This window comes from Cellulophaga sp. Hel_I_12, from assembly GCF_000799565.1.
Lineage (GTDB): Bacteria > Bacteroidota > Bacteroidia > Flavobacteriales > Flavobacteriaceae > Cellulophaga.
The window spans coordinates 3749556-3766556 of the sequence record NZ_JUHB01000001.1 but is presented as its reverse complement, the minus strand read 5'-3'; the positions used below and the strand labels follow the sequence as shown (position 1 = coordinate 3766556).

General features: G+C 34.4%; 17 protein-coding genes, 1 tRNA gene and 1 pseudogene. 10 read left to right on the top strand and 9 right to left on the bottom strand.

Going from position 1 to position 17001, the window contains the following annotated elements; all coding sequences use genetic code 11:
* Positions 1–123: 123 nt before the first annotated feature.
* Positions 124–711 carry an outer membrane beta-barrel protein gene (locus GQ45_RS16365; RefSeq protein WP_047419636.1) on the top strand — a complete coding sequence of 196 codons (588 nt, stop codon included), beginning with the start codon at positions 124–126 and terminating at the stop codon, positions 709–711.
* A 50-nt stretch (positions 712–761) separates the two neighbouring features.
* Here GQ45_RS16365 and GQ45_RS16360 read toward each other — a convergent pair whose 3' ends face one another.
* Complete coding sequence (locus GQ45_RS16360; protein WP_047419635.1) at positions 762–1712, bottom strand: FKBP-type peptidyl-prolyl cis-trans isomerase; 951 nt, start codon at positions 1710–1712, stop codon at positions 762–764.
* Between the two features lie 78 nt (positions 1713–1790).
* On the opposite strand from GQ45_RS16360, the gene GQ45_RS16355 reads away from it, so the two are divergent.
* The gene (locus tag GQ45_RS16355; RefSeq protein ID WP_047419634.1) at positions 1791–2183 is read left to right on the top strand and encodes an RNA-binding S4 domain-containing protein; all 393 of its coding nucleotides are present in this window, start codon (positions 1791–1793) and stop codon (positions 2181–2183) included.
* 41 nt (positions 2184–2224) lie between these two features.
* Entirely contained in the window at positions 2225–2722 is a 498-nt protein-coding gene (locus GQ45_RS16350) for a phosphoribosyltransferase family protein (RefSeq protein ID WP_047419633.1), read from the top strand.
* Here the strand turns inward: GQ45_RS16350 and GQ45_RS16345 are convergent.
* Positions 2714–3229 (bottom strand): shikimate kinase, encoded by a 516-nt coding sequence (locus tag GQ45_RS16345; protein ID WP_047419632.1) that lies wholly within the window; start codon positions 3227–3229, stop codon positions 2714–2716. The two genes, GQ45_RS16350 and GQ45_RS16345, sit on opposite strands and share 9 nt — an antisense overlap.
* A gap of 147 nt (positions 3230–3376) precedes the next feature.
* Here GQ45_RS16345 and GQ45_RS16340 point away from each other — a divergent pair.
* From GQ45_RS16340 to GQ45_RS16315, 7 genes and pseudogenes are all read left to right on the top strand, one after another.
* A tRNA-Lys gene (locus GQ45_RS16340) sits at positions 3377–3449 on the top strand.
* 233 nt (positions 3450–3682) lie between these two features.
* A complete protein-coding gene (locus GQ45_RS16335; protein WP_047419629.1) occupies positions 3683–4927 on the top strand; it encodes a site-specific integrase in 1245 nt (414 codons plus the stop codon).
* Between the two features lie 47 nt (positions 4928–4974).
* A pseudogene (locus GQ45_RS18285) lies at positions 4975–5124 on the top strand (type IV secretory system conjugative DNA transfer family protein); the annotation flags it as partial.
* 277 nt (positions 5125–5401) lie between these two features.
* A complete protein-coding gene (locus GQ45_RS16330) occupies positions 5402–5689 on the top strand; it encodes a helix-turn-helix domain-containing protein (RefSeq protein WP_047419627.1) in 288 nt (95 codons plus the stop codon).
* Positions 5690–5694: 5 nt separating this feature from the next.
* Positions 5695–6948: a type II toxin-antitoxin system HipA family toxin gene (locus tag GQ45_RS16325; protein WP_047419626.1), complete on the top strand. Its 1254-nt coding sequence runs from the start codon at positions 5695–5697 to the stop codon at positions 6946–6948.
* A gap of 47 nt (positions 6949–6995) precedes the next feature.
* A complete protein-coding gene (locus tag GQ45_RS16320) occupies positions 6996–8594 on the top strand; it encodes a hypothetical protein (protein ID WP_047419625.1) in 1599 nt (532 codons plus the stop codon).
* A complete protein-coding gene (locus tag GQ45_RS16315) occupies positions 8575–10233 on the top strand; it encodes a hypothetical protein (RefSeq protein WP_156125457.1) in 1659 nt (552 codons plus the stop codon). Before GQ45_RS16320 ends, GQ45_RS16315 begins: the two co-directional genes overlap by 20 nt.
* 72 nt (positions 10234–10305) lie before the next feature.
* Here the strand turns inward: GQ45_RS16315 and GQ45_RS18320 are convergent, their stop codons facing one another.
* From GQ45_RS18320 to GQ45_RS16285, 7 genes are all read right to left on the bottom strand, one after another.
* Positions 10306–10440: a hypothetical protein gene (locus GQ45_RS18320; protein ID WP_255352054.1), complete on the bottom strand. Its 135-nt coding sequence runs from the start codon at positions 10438–10440 to the stop codon at positions 10306–10308.
* 158 nt (positions 10441–10598) lie between these two features.
* Complete coding sequence (locus GQ45_RS16310) at positions 10599–11399, bottom strand: DUF4138 domain-containing protein (protein WP_052188307.1); 801 nt, start codon at positions 11397–11399, stop codon at positions 10599–10601.
* Positions 11400–11438: 39 nt separating this feature from the next.
* Positions 11439–12374, bottom strand: a complete 936-nt coding sequence (traM, locus tag GQ45_RS16305) for a conjugative transposon protein TraM (RefSeq protein WP_047419622.1) — start codon at positions 12372–12374, stop codon at positions 11439–11441.
* A gap of 114 nt (positions 12375–12488) precedes the next feature.
* The gene (locus GQ45_RS16300) at positions 12489–13106 is read right to left on the bottom strand and encodes a conjugal transfer protein TraK (protein WP_047419620.1); all 618 of its coding nucleotides are present in this window, start codon (positions 13104–13106) and stop codon (positions 12489–12491) included.
* Positions 13107–13126: 20 nt separating this feature from the next.
* A complete protein-coding gene (locus tag GQ45_RS16295; RefSeq protein ID WP_047419618.1) occupies positions 13127–13969 on the bottom strand; it encodes a hypothetical protein in 843 nt (280 codons plus the stop codon).
* Between the two features lie 3 nt (positions 13970–13972).
* The gene (locus GQ45_RS16290) at positions 13973–14560 is read right to left on the bottom strand and encodes a conjugal transfer protein (RefSeq protein ID WP_047420565.1); all 588 of its coding nucleotides are present in this window, start codon (positions 14558–14560) and stop codon (positions 13973–13975) included.
* A gap of 4 nt (positions 14561–14564) precedes the next feature.
* Positions 14565–16967, bottom strand: a complete 2403-nt coding sequence (locus tag GQ45_RS16285) for a TraG family conjugative transposon ATPase (RefSeq protein ID WP_047419616.1) — start codon at positions 16965–16967, stop codon at positions 14565–14567.
* Between the last annotated feature and the right edge of the window lie 34 nt (positions 16968–17001).

The window sequence follows — 17001 nt, the reverse complement described above, 5'->3', positions numbered from 1 at the left end:
ATTAACAGCAATAAACAACGAGCTTAACAATAAAGCATAAGCACTAGCGTTGAATCTGATAAGAAACATGTAAGCCATTGGCATTAATTTTGTATACCAGTGTTTACATTAAAACTAATACATATGAAAAAAATGATTTTTACGGCTGTATTTGCTTTTTTAGGCTTTATGGCATTTGCACAAAATGAATCTGGATTTGGAATTAAAGGAGGTTTAAACTACAGCGCCAATGGTGACTACTTTGATTCAGCAGGCCAGGCAATTCAAAACCCCGACAGCAATGTAGGCTATCACTTGGGTATCTTCGGAAAATTAGGGAATACTATTTATTTTAGACCAGAATTAGTATACACCAAGACCAAATCAGACTATGAGAATAATAGTCTCGATATGAGTAAAATCGATGCCCCTTTACTTGTAGGCTTTAAAGTGATTGGCCCCTTAACTGTTTTTGCTGGTCCTTCTTTGCAATACATTTTAGATACTGACTTTGACGGAGTTACTTTAGGTGATGTAGAAAATGATTTTACTGTGGGTCTTAACATAGGTGCTGGGCTCAACCTAGGCAAAATAGGGATTGATTTACGTTATGAAAGAGGCTTTTCTGAAAATGAGGTTTCAATAATTGACGCCAATGGAGGCAATGCAGTTGTTGGACGTATCGACACAAGACCAGATCAACTTATTTTAAGTTTATCCATAAAACTTTAAAAGCAAATTAAAAAGAAAAAACCTGAAAGTTTTAAGCTTTCAGGTTTTTTTTATTTTGTATCCTTATCTAGATAATCAGGAACTCCGTCTCCGTCTGCATCTGGAAATTCTATGGTACCATCTTCATTAATGATAATTTCATCTCTTGTAAGTTTGCCATCCCCATCATCATCTGAATCTACATAATTAGGCAAAAATCGTTGAGTGGAATTTTCAGTATCTATATCGGTATTGTCATCACTTAAGTTACCGTTCCCGTTTAGATCTTCCATGTACGAAGGAATACCGTCTCTGTCGTGATCAATTTCACTTACAGCAACCAAGTTTAACTTAAATACTAATGGAGAATATGCTGGTATTCCACTATTTCCCGAGTTACTATAATAGGCTAAAGCAGAAGGCATAAAAATAGCTCCTATACCAAAATCATTAACGGTAATAGTTCCATCCCCATTTTCAATAAAATCACCACCAGCTTTTAAACTTGTAATCCCTTGTGAAAAACCGGGAATATTTGTTGTTAAATCGAACCATACTGGTGCTGAAGAAGAATCAAAAATTGAGCCATCTAATAACGAACCTTCGTACTGAACATAAGTCGAATCGGCAAAAGTAGGTGAAGCACCAACGCCTTGTCTTGCAATAATATAATATATCTTGTGTGCTATAGACTCCTCCTTAACAGTACCAAAATTAGAAGAATTAACCTCTACAGAATTAAAACCAAAGCTTGGGGAATTTTTTAAAGAAATTTTATCACTATTTGCCCCTGCAATGGTATCTATAACGATTTTATAGTCAAAGCCTGGTTGCGGATTTGCAAACTCTTCATAATTGTAAAAATGGGTTTCAAAATAAGCTTGTAATTTAGCCTCATCCTGAACAAATATTTCACTTAAATTTTGAGGTGGTACAAATACCACACCATCATCATCTTTTTTACAAGAAACGATAGTTAAAAAAACTAGTACCAATAATAAATATAAACTTCTGATTTTCATCAATTTTATTTTAAGTGCCGCAAGATACAATTTTCCACTATTTTTGTGGAATAGTTTAAGAAAGAATTACAATAGTTTATGCGAATAGATAAATATCTTTGGTGTGTGCGTTATTTTAAAACACGTAATATTGGTACTGAAGCTTGTAAAAAGGGCCATGTAAAATTAAATGGCTCGGCAGCCAAGCCTTCTAAGGAAGTTATGCCTCAAGACAAAATTATAGTACGAAAAAACCAGATTAATTATCAACTTACTGTTTTAGACATACCACCCAACAGAGTTGGTGCTAAATTAGTAGCTTTATACCGATTAGATACCACGCCAGCTTCGGAGTTTGAAAGCAATGAACTTTTACAATATTCCAAAGATTATTATAGAAAAAAGGGCGCAGGTAGACCCACTAAAAAAGATAGGCGCGATATTGAAGATTATATTGATGATAGTGCTGTACCCAAAAATAGTGAGGAGTAAGCAAGCCTTTAGGAATCGTTTAATTTAGAAATACCATTTAGATGCAACATATTATACTTACACACCAGGAAATTCAGCATAAAATAAAACGAATTGCATATCAGATCTATGAAGCAAATGTGGATGAAGAAGAAATTATAATTGCAGGTATTGAGGGTGGTGGGCTTAATTTTGCCACTAGAATAGAGCAGGTCCTGAAAGAAATTACCTCAGCAAAAATTACTATTTGTAAGCTTAGTATGGATAAGACGAATCCTTTAAGTACCGGGGTAAAAACATCACTTCCAGAGGCGGCTTATGCCAACAAATCAATTGTATTAGTAGACGATGTTTTAAACTCTGGAACGACCTTGATTTATGGTGTTCATCATTTTTTACGCGTGCCTTTAAAACAATTAAAAACGGCGGTATTAGTGAATAGAAATCATAAAAAATACCCTGTCAAAGCAGATTACAAGGGTATATCACTCTCTACTTCGTTGCATGAAAAAGTAAAGGTTGAATTTAAGGCTAAAAATGACGTGGTTTACCTACTCTAATCGCCTGATAATTTCTTCCACTAGGGCCTCAGGATGTAATCCGTCACATGGAATAATGTGATTGGCCTTTAGATAATAATTATTTCGTTCAAATAAGTGCTTTCCAATAAATTCTGGCAGCGCATCGTTCGCAATGTTTTTTAGTATAGGACGGTTTTCTTTTTCAGATAGCAAGCGCTGAACCAAACTCGGAATTGATAATTTTAAATAAAAATCGTGCGTAGTACCCTCCTGAATAATTCTTAAATTATCGCCATAACAAGGAGTTCCACCACCCGTCGCTAAAATAAATGATGTTTTTTTAAGCATTAGCTCCTGAAGATATTCACGTTCCTTTTTTCTAAAAAATAGCTCACCTTTCACTTCAAAAAGTTCTGAAATTGGCATTTTTAATTTAGAAACAAGGTAGTCATCCAAGTCTATAAAATTGATTTTCAATTTCTTAGAAAGTAATCTTCCTATGGTACTTTTACCGCTTCCCATATACCCCACAAGTACAATTTTCATGTCTTTATTTTATGTAAAATTGAAATATTTTATGCTCAAATCAAAAAAAAATAAAATTATATGAAAATAGGCTTGTATAATTAATTATTGATAGTATATTTGCACCCGCAAACAGGGAACAATCTGTTAGACTATTGCTGAAATTATGACCTGGTAGCTCAGTTGGTAGAGCATCTCCCTTTTAAGGAGAGGGTCCCGGGTTCGAGCCCCGGCCCGGTCACTGAATGAAAATTCAAATCACATCAAAACCTTGCAAATCTTATGATTTTCAAGGTTTTATGATTTTAGGCCAATCATAGAATTTGATGTTATTTGAATTTATTGGTTCACAAATCGTCAACATTTTGCAATAAAAAATTTATGTTGACGATTTGTGAACCAGTTTGAACTTTTTAATACCAATAGTTGATTTGACTTTCGTCTCACTAATGTTTAACATTTAAGACGACAACTATGAAAACAAATTCCACTTTTTCAACCCTTTTTTGGGTGTACAGCAAACGTGCTAAAAACAATCAGGCCACAATTTATGCTAGAATTACAATTAATTCTAAAAGAGTTAATATTAGTTTAAAAAAGAAAGCCGACATAACCCTTTGGGACTCTTCAAGACAAAGAGTAAAAGGAAATTCTAAAACTGCACGAATCACAAATCTTTATTTAGATGAGGTTCAATCTCTTCTTTTTAGCCATTACAAAGATTTAAAGCTAGAACATAAAACAATTTCCCCGCAAATTCTAAAGTCTCGATTTCTTGGGGAAGAAAAAATTCAGTATTCCTTATTAGACATTATAACTTTTTTCAATGATAAAATGTCTAATAAACTTAGCCCAAAAACTTTGTGTCATTATAATACAAGCCAAAATTACATACTTAGCTTTTTGAAGAAGGAATACAAGGAGGATGACCGTTTTCTCAGGGATTTAGATTACAAATTTGTCATTGGATTTGAAAATTACCTAAGAGGTTATCGTCCTAAACATTATCTAGGTAAAATTGGAAACAATGCTGTAATGAAACATATTCAGCGGCTTAGAAGAATGATAAATCTAGCGCTTGATATGGAATGGATTGATAAGGATCCATTCGTTAAATTCAAAGCTAAACTTGAAAAGCGAGAAAGAGATTTTCTTACTAAAAAAGAATTAGAGCAAATAGAATCATTGGCAACACAAATAACAAGACTCGACATTGTCCGAGATTTATTTATTTTCAGTTGCTATACAGGAATCGCCTATGTCGACATAATGACGCTTACTTCAAAAAATATCATTGAGGGAATTGATTCTGAAAATTGGATCATGGCGAATAGAACTAAAACAGGTACTCCATTTAAAATTCCTTTATTAACTAAGGCAAAAGTTATTATTAGTAAATATTCCTCTAAAACCGATGAAAATTCTAGCTTATTACCCAAGCTATCCAATCAGAAATTAAACAGTTATTTGAAAGAAATTGCAGATTTATGTGGGATCGAAAAAAACCTTACTTTCCATATGGCAAGACATACATTTGCTACTACAGTAACTCTAAGCAACGGTGTACCCCTAGAAACTGTTTCTAAACTTCTTGGTCATACCAAACTTGCAACAACACAAATATATGCAAGAGTTGTTGAGCAAAAAGTAAGTGATGACATGAATCTTTTGAGAGCTAAAATTGAAGTTCAAAAATCAACATTAACCATTGTTAAATAAGGTTCCAATTAATTCCTTTAAATTATTTAAAATTAATTTTTTTATCAACCTATGCGGATGGAAAGGATAAAAAGATACAGTTCAAGCCAGGCAATATAAAAAGAGAGTTTCCACAAGAATCGAAGCAGTTTTCTCAAGCTGATTTGGAGGCTAATTTTGAGCGGGTTTACGAGGAGACGAGATTTATTTTTGAATAATTAAATACTTTAGATTATAAAGAATGTTTCTGTTATATCATATAAATATTAGAATCCAATTCATCATTAAGAGAATTCCTATCTGAAAACCAAATGTGTTTTTCTTTGATTTCGCTTAACGTATTCTCATTTGGCGGTCGAAATTCGAAATACATTTGGTATTCCCATTTTAATGGCCATTTCGTCGTCTTGATTGAAAATATTATACATAATCGAAATTTATTAATGTTGCGTATTATCAACAAAAATAGTATATTTGTGGTAAATATACAACAAAATGAATCCTAAGAAAGCAATCTTGCTGCCGAAATATCAGAAGGTTTTTGAGCAGTTGGGTGAGAATATAAAGCTAGCGCGAAAGCGAAGAAAGCTAACGACCGAGCAGGTTTCTGAACGGGCTGGTATTAACCGGACAACACTTTACAGAATAGAAAAGGGTGACCCAGCGGTTGCTATAGGTTCTTTTTTTAATGTATTACGGGTATTAAATTTAGAAGATGATTTTAAAAAGCTTGCTGTGGATGACGAATTCGGTAGAAAATTGCAAGATCTTGATTTATTATAAGAAAAATGGCTGGAGGAAAATTTGAAATATACGTTTTTGCCGATTGGATTGGTTTGGAAGAACCATCACCCATAGGAACACTTTCTGCACATTTTGCCAAGGGCAAAAAGGCATTCAGTTTTGAGTATGATAAAAATTGGTTAAAAACCGATGCGCAACGATTACTAGATCCAGATATTGATTTTTATTCAGGCCCACAATACCCTGCTAATAAAGAAAATTTCGGCATCTTTTTAGATAGTATGCCAGACACTTGGGGTAAAACGTTAATGAAACGTAGAGCTGCACAAGATGCTAGAGATAGGAATGAAAAAGCGGAAACGTTGTATGAAATAGATTATCTGCTCGGAGTTTTTGATGAGAGTAGAATGGGAGCTTTACGATTTAAAACTGATTTAGAAGGCCCTTTTTTAGATAATGATACAAATAGTCCAACACCACCTTGGTCATCAATTGGTGAGCTTCAAGAAGCAGTAAATCATTTAGAAAATGATGAACAAAGTGATACCGTCAGAAAATGGATAGCAGTTTTAATTGCACCTGGTTCTTCTCTAGGAGGTGCAAGACCTAAGGCTAATATACTTGATGCCCAAAAGAACTTGTGGATAGCCAAATTTCCTTCTAAGACGGATGTAGTAGATAAAGCAGCTTGGGAGTTTCTAGCCTATAAATTGGCGATTGCCTCCGGAATTGAAATGGCAGAATCTAAAATAGAAAAGATAAGCGGTCAATACCATACATTCCTGACCAAACGATTTGATAGGGATAATGGAAAAAGAATCCACTTTGCCTCAGCAATGACAATGACTGCAAATACAGAAGATATTATCAGAGACACAATACCTAGTTATTTAGAAATTGTTGAGTTTATTGAAAACTATGGAGTTGATGTGGAAACTAATTTACACAAATTATGGAGAAGAATTGTGTTTAATATTGCTATATCAAATACGGATGATCACCTAAGAAATCACGGATTTATCCTAACAGAAAAGGGTTGGATTTTATCGCCAGCTTATGACTTAAACCCTTCAATAGAAAAAGATGGTCTATCTTTAAATATAGATATGGATGATAATGCCTTAAGCTTTGACTTGGCAAAAAGTGTAGGAATGTATTTTCGCTTAAGCGAAAGTGAAATGGAAATTATACTTTCAGAAGTATTGGTGGTGGTTAAAAACTGGAAACATTTTGCAGAAGAAATAGGATTAAAAAGAAGTGAAGTGGAATTTATGGAGGGGTCTTTTCGGTGGGAATGACTAAACGCGGATCCAAGGATGAATTATAATTCAATAAAAATAGTACGATGAACTCTAAAGGTGATTTTTCTTCTAAAGAATTTTTAAAAAAAATAAAGGCTGGTAGTATTGAAAAGTTTCAATTCTGGAGAGATATTCAGAAATTTTACAAGTATAATAAAGTAGAGGATGTTGAACTTTTCGTAAGTTGTTTTGCCAGTATCAACATTTTTTTTAAATCTGATTTATCAAGCGGTCAATTTTACACTTGGCTTGAGAAATATTCTGAGACCAACCCTAGAATAGCTAAACAGATAAAAGAAGAAATTGAGAAGAACCCCTCAAGAGATACTTATGAGTTTTGGGCAAGTATTGTTTATGGATTGGATAAGGTCGGTGAAGACTTTGAAGACGAAATAATCAATAATATCAAATCCAAAATCGGTTTTAAACTGTCTGCTGGATTTCGAGCGGCAACAATAATAAATTTTGAAGAAAAACACTCTTTTTACGATAGAATTGACAGTCTAATAGACATAAATAAATTTAAAGAAATTCTTGAAAATATTGATTGGGCATACTTGATGAATTTTTATACTCGTCATCTAGAGGATTTCCCAAAATTTAGTAATAGAATACAAGAACTCTATAAAATTGAATCATCATATATCTATTCTCCACTTGTTAGATCTTTGAACTCTTTTATTGAGTTAGAGAAAAATGAGGAGCTATTTTATCTGTCAATTAAGCATCTTGCAACAGTTCCACTTCAGTATTCTGGTATTTACAATTCTTTAAACTTTTCGTTCGATAAATTCTTCGACTCCAATCCAGAGATTATCAAAATATTTCTTGAAAATTGGATTGATTTTCATTTACCAAGTGCAAACGGTATGCAAGTTTTAGAGCATCTTTTGAACAACTTCAACGATAAAAATTCAAAGTATTTTCATAAGTTAATCTCAACTTGGCTATTAAAATCACATAATTATGGCCTTGCAGTTCAATCCGTGATTAGTGAAATTAGAAGCACAAGGGATTCCTTGCAATTAGATGGCGATTGGATAAAAGAATTGAATGAGGAAGATACAATTCTATTGGCTTTGCGAGTAATAGGTTTTGCTTGGGATAAAGATGTTGCCTACAGAATGCTCTTTCAAATATTGGCAGCGAATCTTGAATCGCAGGAGATAATAAATCATACTGCGAGTTTAATTTATTCTGAATTGCTCTTAAATTACCCGTCATTGATAGAAAAACTAAGAAAGGAAAATGTTTCAGATAAAAAACAAAAAGCCATAATTAAACAAATCACGGATAAAGCGGACGATTTTTTTAACCGACTAAGTAATCTTCCAATTCACGATGAATTTAAGCCATCCGAAAAGAGATTGTCTTATTATAATAAAGTCCAATTTAGTGGTTTAGGAAATGAAGCAATGGAGAATAAGAAACCATCATTTTTAGATTTTGCAGATAAAACACAATTAAGAGTGGGCAAAGGTTTCTTTTCGAAAACGGATCGGGGTTTCACAAACGTAATGGAGCCAAAACGTATTTCTCATTCAATGGAAATGCCAAGATTAGAATTTATAGACCCAATTGGGCAACAAGCAAAAAGATTACATTTTAGATATATTTCAAAAGATGAATTTCATAATTCGTGAGTACATATCAATTCTTAAGGAGGACGGAGAGTTGGATTTGTTATTGGTAGACCTGCTCTTTGAGCAAGGCTATGCAATAAAGTATAAACCTGAAAAAGGACGACAGTATGGTGTAGATATATATGCCGAACAGAAACAAAAAGGTAAAGTTTCAGAGATAAAAATTGTTACGGTTAAAAGAGGTAATATAAATCGCAATGATTGGGATGGGAATTCAAATGCCATCAAACAATCTATAGAGGATATTATTGATACTTATATACCAAAGCATCTAACTAATAAAGAACAACAACTTCCTATAACTATTACTCTTGCCACAAACGGCACCATTTCTCAAAATTTAAATTTAGTTTGGACTGCTTTCAAACAAAAACATAGTAAGAATAATGTGGTAGTCAATTTTTTAGGGATTGATGATATAACAAATCAGATAAAGGAAGATTTTCTATTTGATACATTACTTGATAAAAAGAATCAGGCCTTATTTCGAAAGACTTTGGCATTTATGGACTTAACTGATTATCAATATTATCATTATGTTCAACTGTTAGATGCTCTTTTGGATAAAACTATTCTGCGAAAACGAGAACTTCAAAAAACAATACGCTTAATAAAGTTACTATTGGATTTAATGTTTAAGTGGAGCGATGAAGTTGGCAACTTAAAATCCGCAGTAACCCTTAGCCATATAACTTTGCTGAAAACATACAATTTTTTAACAAAGAGCAACAAACTAGAGCTTAAGTACATTCAAGTGGAATATTTCAAATTGTATGACTTAAGTCGTTTAATCGCTGTAGATTATTACAATAAAGTAAATGACCATTATTTTGTAGAGCAGAGCGTACAGCGCTATTCAAAAAACCATTTGGAGTATGGCTTAAGAACTTGGGAAGAATTGGGACTTATTTCTATTCTTGGTCATTTTGAGCTGCAACAATATTGGGTATATCTTCAAAATAAAAATAAAGCTGGGCAAGAAATATTCCTGCGTTCACTTACAGATGTGAGCAAATCCTTGACATCTTTTGTTTCAAAAAATTCATCTTTAAATTATCCTTTATATGACGACCATTTGATAGAATTTAACTTGGCAATGCAGTTCCTACGGATGTACCAAAAAGATGATTTTTGTTTACAATGGATTGAAAAAATCTTGATTTCACTCCATAATCAATATCAAATAAAACAATTATTTCCGCTCTTTAGACCAAACTATGAAAAGTTAGTTGACATCTATTTTGGCAAATCAAAACAAAAGCTAGAATCTTCAATGTTGTTAGCGAGCCTACTTGATTGGTGTATTATTTTAAATTCAGAGAAAACATATAACAAGGTTATAGAGCTCACCAAGCTTTTTGAAGACAAGATAAGTATTCAGACTTGGTATCCAACTGAAGATACTGTAGATATCTGTTTAGCTGAGGAGTATTGTTCTAAGTCTGGTAATGTTTTTTCATTTAAAAATATCCCATCGTTCAAGGAGTATAAAAACAATATGATTGAACTACGAGAAAAATTTGTGAAAGCTAAAGCATTCAAGCCGTACAACTTAGGCATGGAGGTTTTGCATCACATTGCATCATTTCATCATAAACAACTTCCATTAACATTCTTGTATCACCGATTCGTAAAATAGCGGTACATAGAGCTCAAAAAGGCGCTCGTTCCCTCCTATCTTATTCAGTAACTTTCCATTTACCATCTTGCATCACGAGCTTAAACGTTTCTGGTTCGTCTGAATATAAGGTGGTGATTTTACCCAGGCTGTTTTACCATCAGAGTTTTCTGGTAGGACACTAAAGTCAGCATCTCTATCTTTGCCATAAAGATCTTGTACTGTCATAAAATTGGCATATATACTTTTTTAAAGTTGCTTTATCGTCTGGGTAAAAGCTTTCCATTACAACTTTAACTGTATCGGTTTGTAATGTTTTTTGATTGTTTGCACAGGCGAATAGCAACAATGCAAATAGAGATGTAATAACTGCTTTCATACCATAGCTAATTTGGGTTATTAATGTATGCATGCGATATTTTTAATTCAACATTGCGTTCGCCAACTTCCTCATTCAATTCTAAAAGTACCCTGTGGTCACTGGACAATGAAAATTTAGGCAACACGTAAACGAATTTTGTCATCTCACCCTCAGCAATTTTTGATGGTAGATGGTGTTTGTAAATTGGTTCTTGATACAAACTCTGTAAAGATTTCTTTTCCCCTTTTTGTCGAGTCTCGATTGAAAGGTTCAAGAAATTCAAATCGTAATCCATCGTAGAATTATTCTCAATCTGAATAACGAAATAGAGCTCTTCTTTATCAAAAACAATATTTTCAATACTTAAAATGATACCATCATTTCGCTTCTTGATTCGGCCTATACGCTGGTTTCTGTTAAGAAGATACGAGCAGAATTTTTGATAATAATATGATCTGTTATCTATACTTTTTTCAGAAGTTTCAGCCTGAGTAGAATCGGTTACGATTGGTTTTTCATTCCCAATACTATTTGATAACGGGATAAAATAATTGAGCGTTGAAAGTTGTGCTTTATATCGTACGATATATGAAAAAACCGATCCATTTCTATTCACCACCAAAAGATTACTTTCTTTTCCTGGCTTCGCTTGAAGCAGCCCGAAATATTGTTCTTTTTCACGGTTATAGGTAAAGACAAAATTATCTGAACCGGTGATACCTTGTCGTATGGGTTCTGGAAAAAATATAGCTACGTTTTTGTAGTCGTTAGCATAAATGGTATCGAGTGGCTGTTGTGCCATCATATGGTTTATACAAAAAACCATTATGGTTATAATACAAGTTTTCATAATAGAGTGTTTTAATTATTGCCGATTATCGGCTTTTAGAATTAATTTGTAATTGTTCAATACCGTTACTTTTACGTTTCGATTGTTACGTCTAAGCACCTTTGTAATTCCGCCTACTTGTGGAACGGTAGGAATATTGATGTCGCTAACAATATCGTCTATAACTTCGGTGGTAGCTTCTGCTCGAAAATTGTTTTGTACATAGATGCCCTCACTACCATCCAGTAAATCGAACGCTTTAAGTTTGGTGGGATGATGCTTGATATTTTCAATTTCAATCAAGGCACGATTAGGTTTAAAACTGATAAACCCAAATACTAGTGCGTTCTTGGGCATTTGCTTACCATTTATCATTGCATCTTTAGTCAGTCGCATTCTCAATCGGGTATTTGCCCTTACAACTTGGTCACCATCCACAACCACGTGAATGGTTGCATCTGTATTTCCAATTCTTGAAATATCAATTGCCTTTGGCGAGGATGCAAAAAACAGTTGATGTTCCAAAGCCAATTCCTTAGCTTGAATTTGTTGTTCTTTTTTAACTTCAGCGGAATCAATTAGTATAATCTGTTTTTTAGCGACTTTTCTCTGCCCGAAGTTCTGATATTGTTTTTCCGAATATTGAATCCTTCCGGCATCATAGATGCTATCCACTATACGTTTCTTTTCTCGTTCGGGTAAATCAGGGTCATAAAAACCCAAGGAATCAATCAATTTTTCGTCATAAATGCTCGGTGCGTTATTCTCACGCACTTCTTTCAAATCATTTATGGCATCCAGTTTAGAATCATATTCCTTTTGATTTTTTTCTAAATCGGGTATTAGAGTCTGTTCAAGGTTTTCATTTTCACTTTCATCATCGCCTATTACCATCAAGGAATATGAAATCAGGAATATGAAAATCACAGCCAATACTGCTGCAAATACTATTTTGTTCTTTTCTATTTTCATCTGATGCTTTTTAATTGTTTTTCAATGGTCATATGTAATTCGCCAATCAACATTTGGATTAGTATCAAAAACAGTTATGGCTCATTTCATAACCGTGGTTTTTTTAATTGCCGATTATGGGCTTTCATTATTTAGTTTTTTTAATGTGTTCTCGAAGTAATCGGTAATCAATAATCCGTGCGTATTGTTTGGGAAGTTTCGGTCAACCATCATTAGGTTTCCGGTTGAAACTAGTTCATAGGTATCGATAATAGAGCCTCTATTAATTTCAAAAATGGTTGTTGTAATGAAACTATAAGAGCCACTATTTTCAGTTATCCTTGAGTCAATACTCAGTACTTTTTGAACTAAGGAATACTGCAATAAGCGATTATAGACACCATCCGCTTTTTTCTGGCGATAGAGGTTGTCTACAGAACTATTGGCCAGCCAAAGTGCTTTTTCCAAATTACGTTCATAATTACTGGCATCGATGTTATAGAAGTAGTTGTGGAACAGATCTAAATGCGCTAGCGCTTCAACCTTAAAATTCTCTTTTTGAGCAACAAGTTTCAGCGGAATAATACTGCCATCTGTATTGATTGCAAAAGCACTATTGAGAGCCTTTTGATTTGTGTTGAATGCCATCCAGACTGAAAAGGTGCTAGACAGCAATGCACAGACAACGACTGCCAAAACGATAAATCGATTCAATTTTAAGACGTTATAGATATTTTTATAGGGTGTTTTCATAGTTGCATTTTTAATCTGCCTTAGGCAGTAAATAATCTGAGTGTGAAAGATGTGGCACGTCTATATAGCTTGAATTTTAGGAAGACAATAAAACCTACCGAACCTAATTGTACAACAGGTGCAAAAAAGCCTTGACCTGCATCTGTACCAAACAAGTTGGTCCAAAAATTTGTGTTTATTTCTGTATATAGTGCGTTTACAAATACATTGACCAAAAAGAATGCAGGTACAAGCATATAAACAGCTGCGTACAATTTGAAAAACGTGTAGGCGAGTGAACGGAATTTTTCAAAAACTGCCAGACTTATAACCAATGGAAAAAAGGCTTGCATGATACCCAATAAAAAATAGCGTTCTGCAAGAAATAGCGGGTAGATAAACAAATCCAAAATCCAAAGAAAGAGACTAATAATGAAGGCAAATATTTTAAAACCGTAAAGAGGTGTAACCAAGGCTTCGTACAAAAGTGTCATCGCATTTTTGGCGGCATCAATAAGATTGATGTCTTCTTCAATGGGAATGTCCTGCATCTGCAATGGCAACAATGCCGGTGCTGTACCACGATATTGTGCTTCTATGGAAACAAGTATGCTATCAAAGAAGCCCAGTACTTGTGTCGAAAAAATGACGAGTAGAACCACTGCAAAATTCTTGGCTAGTTCTCCAGGGCTCAATCCCCAAGTGTAGCCGTACTTGTCTGCAATGCCTTCATTATATTTTTTAAGAATATTGACGAGGAAGAACAAAACCGCAAGTGTCTTCATTCCGGCAATGGTATATTGCGAAAAACTGCTATTTTGGATGGTCTGAAAAATGGTATCCACATATTCCAAACCGATTCCTAAAAAGATAGTTGTTGTCATTTTTTAGTATTCTGTTTCGCGATTATTGATTTTATCCTGCATTTTTCTAAAGGAAATGATGTCCTTGTAACGCTTGGTCTTAGTTTTGACGTTGGATACCATTTCTTTTGATTCCAGCTCCTTTTCTTTAAGAATTTCGGCACGTTCGCCATCGGTCATTTTTAGGTAATCACTAGATAGAATTTCATCTATAAAATCCATTGTGTCCAAGGAATTCTGGACTATAGCAGTGAAGGATTCCGAAACTCTTGAAACTTCATCTGGTTTGATATATGGACTATCTAGGATATCTCTTAAATCATTTTGCATCATTTGGATAAGGCGTTGATTGTTGCGTCCTATTTCACGGACAGCTTTTAATTGCCTAACCACATTATTAACTTTTTCAATGTTCTCTTTTTGTGTTTTTAAGAACTGGACAGTCTTTATGATGTTTGCAGTTTGTTTTCCGGATTCTATCAGTTGTTTCACTAAGCTGATAAAATTGGTATTGTCATACGTAGGCAATCCCTGGGCGGTAGCACCTCCAGGCAATAAAAGGGCAACTGTAAAAAATAGCCCGAATAAAATTGTTTTGATTTTTGTGCTCATACTATTATGTTTTAGAGGTGAATTCTTTAATTGCCAATTCCATATCATTGGTCTTTTCATAAATGGCCATTATGGCCTCGTTTTCTTGTCCGTCCGTTAGATAAGCCGCATACACTTCCTTGGGAACTTCAAGCCTGAAAATGTTGCTTTCCTTTCCAATCTTAATAAACATTTCAGTGTACTTCCGTGGTCCCGAAAGATTGTTTTTGATAGATTTCAATTGATTCAAATCGTGGCTGGATAGATTGAGTCTTTTGACCAATTCATCATATCCCTTTTCGTTGTTCAGGCTATATATGACCTGAGTGTTTTCCAATATGCTCGCTGATGTTGAATTATTCGGAAGCTGATTGATGGATTGCAGAATAATCCCAATTGCTCCGTTCTGTTTACGTATGGCTTGATAATAGAATTCTACGCTTTCCAATACATTTTCAAACTTCAATTGCTTAGCAAACTCATCGAAAAGGATAATGCCTTTTTCAGCACGGTTCTTCCATATAGTTCGTTGGATGGCGGATTTTATCAGCTTTAGCATTACGGACAGAATTTCCTTGTTATCCTTAACTTCATCCAACTCAAAAACAATCAAACGTTTGTCCTCGATTTTATAAGTCTGGTCTTCGCTGACTTCAAACAGAAAACTATATAGACCATCGCCGACGTATTCTGACATTACGTGCAAAAAACTCGTGACATTGAAATAGTCGGGATGGATTTTTAGGTCATCAAGAAGTTTTTCTTGATGTCTTTCTATAAAGTCGTAGAAGCCTTCCAAAGAATGATTGTTGGAAGTGCTATCGTAATAGTTTCGAAGTATTTTCTTGACGGAGACCGATTGTGCCTTGGTCACTTTTAAGTCCGAAGCAAACAGTTCAACGAGAAATACAGATAAATCTTCAAGACGTTCGGGTGTAAGATCATTTACATTGCTGATGTAAAATGGATTAATACCTAAGTTCTTTCCGCTTTCATATCGCAGTACGGTGTATTGTTCAGGATATAGCTTCGCAAATTTAGTATACGAGCCACCTAAATCGATAATGACCAAACGAACGCCACTTTCAAAATATTGACGCAGAATATTATTGGCCAAAAATGATTTCCCTTCGCCTGTTGGCGCGAAAATGGCAAAATTTCGTGCTTTTATACGTTTCTTCCGTTCGTCCCAAACATCTTTTAAAACTGGAATATTATGTTCACGGTCATTAAAGATGATGCCCGTAGCATCTGATTTGTAATTGGTGTTATTGATAAACAAGCAAAGTGCGTGTTTTAAATCGGTAACATATAAATCGTTATTTGAAAAGTTGGAAGAGAAGCAGCAGTAACTATTTAGAATGTAATTCTTGCGTTCTTCGCCTCTCGGGTAATAGGGTATAGCATCTAGCTCTTTAAATACAGTCTTAATTTTAGAAGTAATCTTTTCTAACTCTCGGGCTTCCCGAGACCAATAGACAATATTGAGATGACCACGGACAATCCGAGCATTATCATCTGCGTTGATTTGGTCGAGAATGTGTTGAATCTTCCCAAGTACCACTTTATTCTGTGATCCGAAATTGGAACTCTTGTTCAATTCCTCAATTTTCTTATCCAGCAGCTTGCGCCACTTTTGTTTGTCGTCTAGATAAAGAATCTGATTAACAATATGATTTTCATTAAGCGTAAGCCCTAAGCCATCAATAAACCCTTGATGAAACACAAAATCGTCAGATGTGAATTTCTCATTGGTCTTGCTACTCTGTACACTTTCGCCAAAGCACAGTTCGCTATTGATGGCCAGGGCATCAAAATAGTTTTCGCCAATAGTGACGCTTTTTTTATCCAGTAAAATATCGGTGTCGAAGCCTTCGTTGAATCCATTGAAATAAGTCTCAGTGAGACCGACAATTTCTTTTTCTATTAAGGGTCTGAGAGATACTTTCCTACTATTATTGATAAAAGAAACGGAATCACTTACCGAGTTGATGAAGCTTTTTACGTTGTCGTCTAATTCTTGTACAATGCCTTTTGAAATGTTACGAAACGGATTGACATATTTTGGATTGTTTAGTGCCTTGTTCTTGGTCAACGTAAAGAACAAATAACACTTGTGTTCTATATACTCGCGACCTTTGAAATGCTCGTGTGTGGTTTTTTCTAAAAAGGTTTTATTCGGAAGTTGTTCAGCAGTATAAGACTTCTTCAAGTAGATATCCTGTTTGTGAACTACTGTTCCAACTGGTAGTGATTTCAAAGCTTGAAACCAGGCACCGTGCATATCCTCAAAATCGGATGCCGAAAGGGAATAGATTTCTGGAAGATTCCCTTCATAGCATAATACCACATTGCCATTATTAGCAAATACGATATTGTTCTGAATATCTACAATGGGTTGATATGCCGAAAGGTTAATCTTGTTCATAATCGAAGCCTGAATGTTTTTTGTTACTTATGAT

Coding starts and splice junctions, on each gene's coding strand:
- GQ45_RS16330 (WP_047419627.1), top strand. CDS start 5,402: ATGAATCCTAAGAAAGCAATCTTGCTGCCGAAATATCAGAAGGTTTTT.
- GQ45_RS16285 (WP_047419616.1), bottom strand. CDS start 16,967: ATGAACAAGATTAACCTTTCGGCATATCAACCCATTGTAGATATTCAG.
- GQ45_RS16345 (WP_047419632.1), bottom strand. CDS start 3,229: ATGAAAATTGTACTTGTGGGGTATATGGGAAGCGGTAAAAGTACCATA.
- GQ45_RS16355 (WP_047419634.1), top strand. CDS start 1,791: ATGCGAATAGATAAATATCTTTGGTGTGTGCGTTATTTTAAAACACGT.
- GQ45_RS16300 (WP_047419620.1), bottom strand. CDS start 13,106: ATGAAAACACCCTATAAAAATATCTATAACGTCTTAAAATTGAATCGA.
- traM (WP_047419622.1), bottom strand. CDS start 12,374: ATGAAAATAGAAAAGAACAAAATAGTATTTGCAGCAGTATTGGCTGTG.
- GQ45_RS18320 (WP_255352054.1), bottom strand. CDS start 10,440: ATGACAGTACAAGATCTTTATGGCAAAGATAGAGATGCTGACTTTAGT.
- GQ45_RS16295 (WP_047419618.1), bottom strand. CDS start 13,969: ATGACAACAACTATCTTTTTAGGAATCGGTTTGGAATATGTGGATACC.
- GQ45_RS16290 (WP_047420565.1), bottom strand. CDS start 14,560: ATGAGCACAAAAATCAAAACAATTTTATTCGGGCTATTTTTTACAGTT.
- GQ45_RS16320 (WP_047419625.1), top strand. CDS start 6,996: ATGAACTCTAAAGGTGATTTTTCTTCTAAAGAATTTTTAAAAAAAATA.
- GQ45_RS16335 (WP_047419629.1), top strand. CDS start 3,683: ATGAAAACAAATTCCACTTTTTCAACCCTTTTTTGGGTGTACAGCAAA.
- GQ45_RS16350 (WP_047419633.1), top strand. CDS start 2,225: ATGCAACATATTATACTTACACACCAGGAAATTCAGCATAAAATAAAA.
- GQ45_RS16315 (WP_156125457.1), top strand. CDS start 8,575: ATGAATTTCATAATTCGTGAGTACATATCAATTCTTAAGGAGGACGGA.
- GQ45_RS16360 (WP_047419635.1), bottom strand. CDS start 1,712: ATGAAAATCAGAAGTTTATATTTATTATTGGTACTAGTTTTTTTAACT.
- GQ45_RS16310 (WP_052188307.1), bottom strand. CDS start 11,399: ATGGTTTTTTGTATAAACCATATGATGGCACAACAGCCACTCGATACC.
- GQ45_RS16325 (WP_047419626.1), top strand. CDS start 5,695: ATGGCTGGAGGAAAATTTGAAATATACGTTTTTGCCGATTGGATTGGT.
- GQ45_RS16365 (WP_047419636.1), top strand. CDS start 124: ATGAAAAAAATGATTTTTACGGCTGTATTTGCTTTTTTAGGCTTTATG.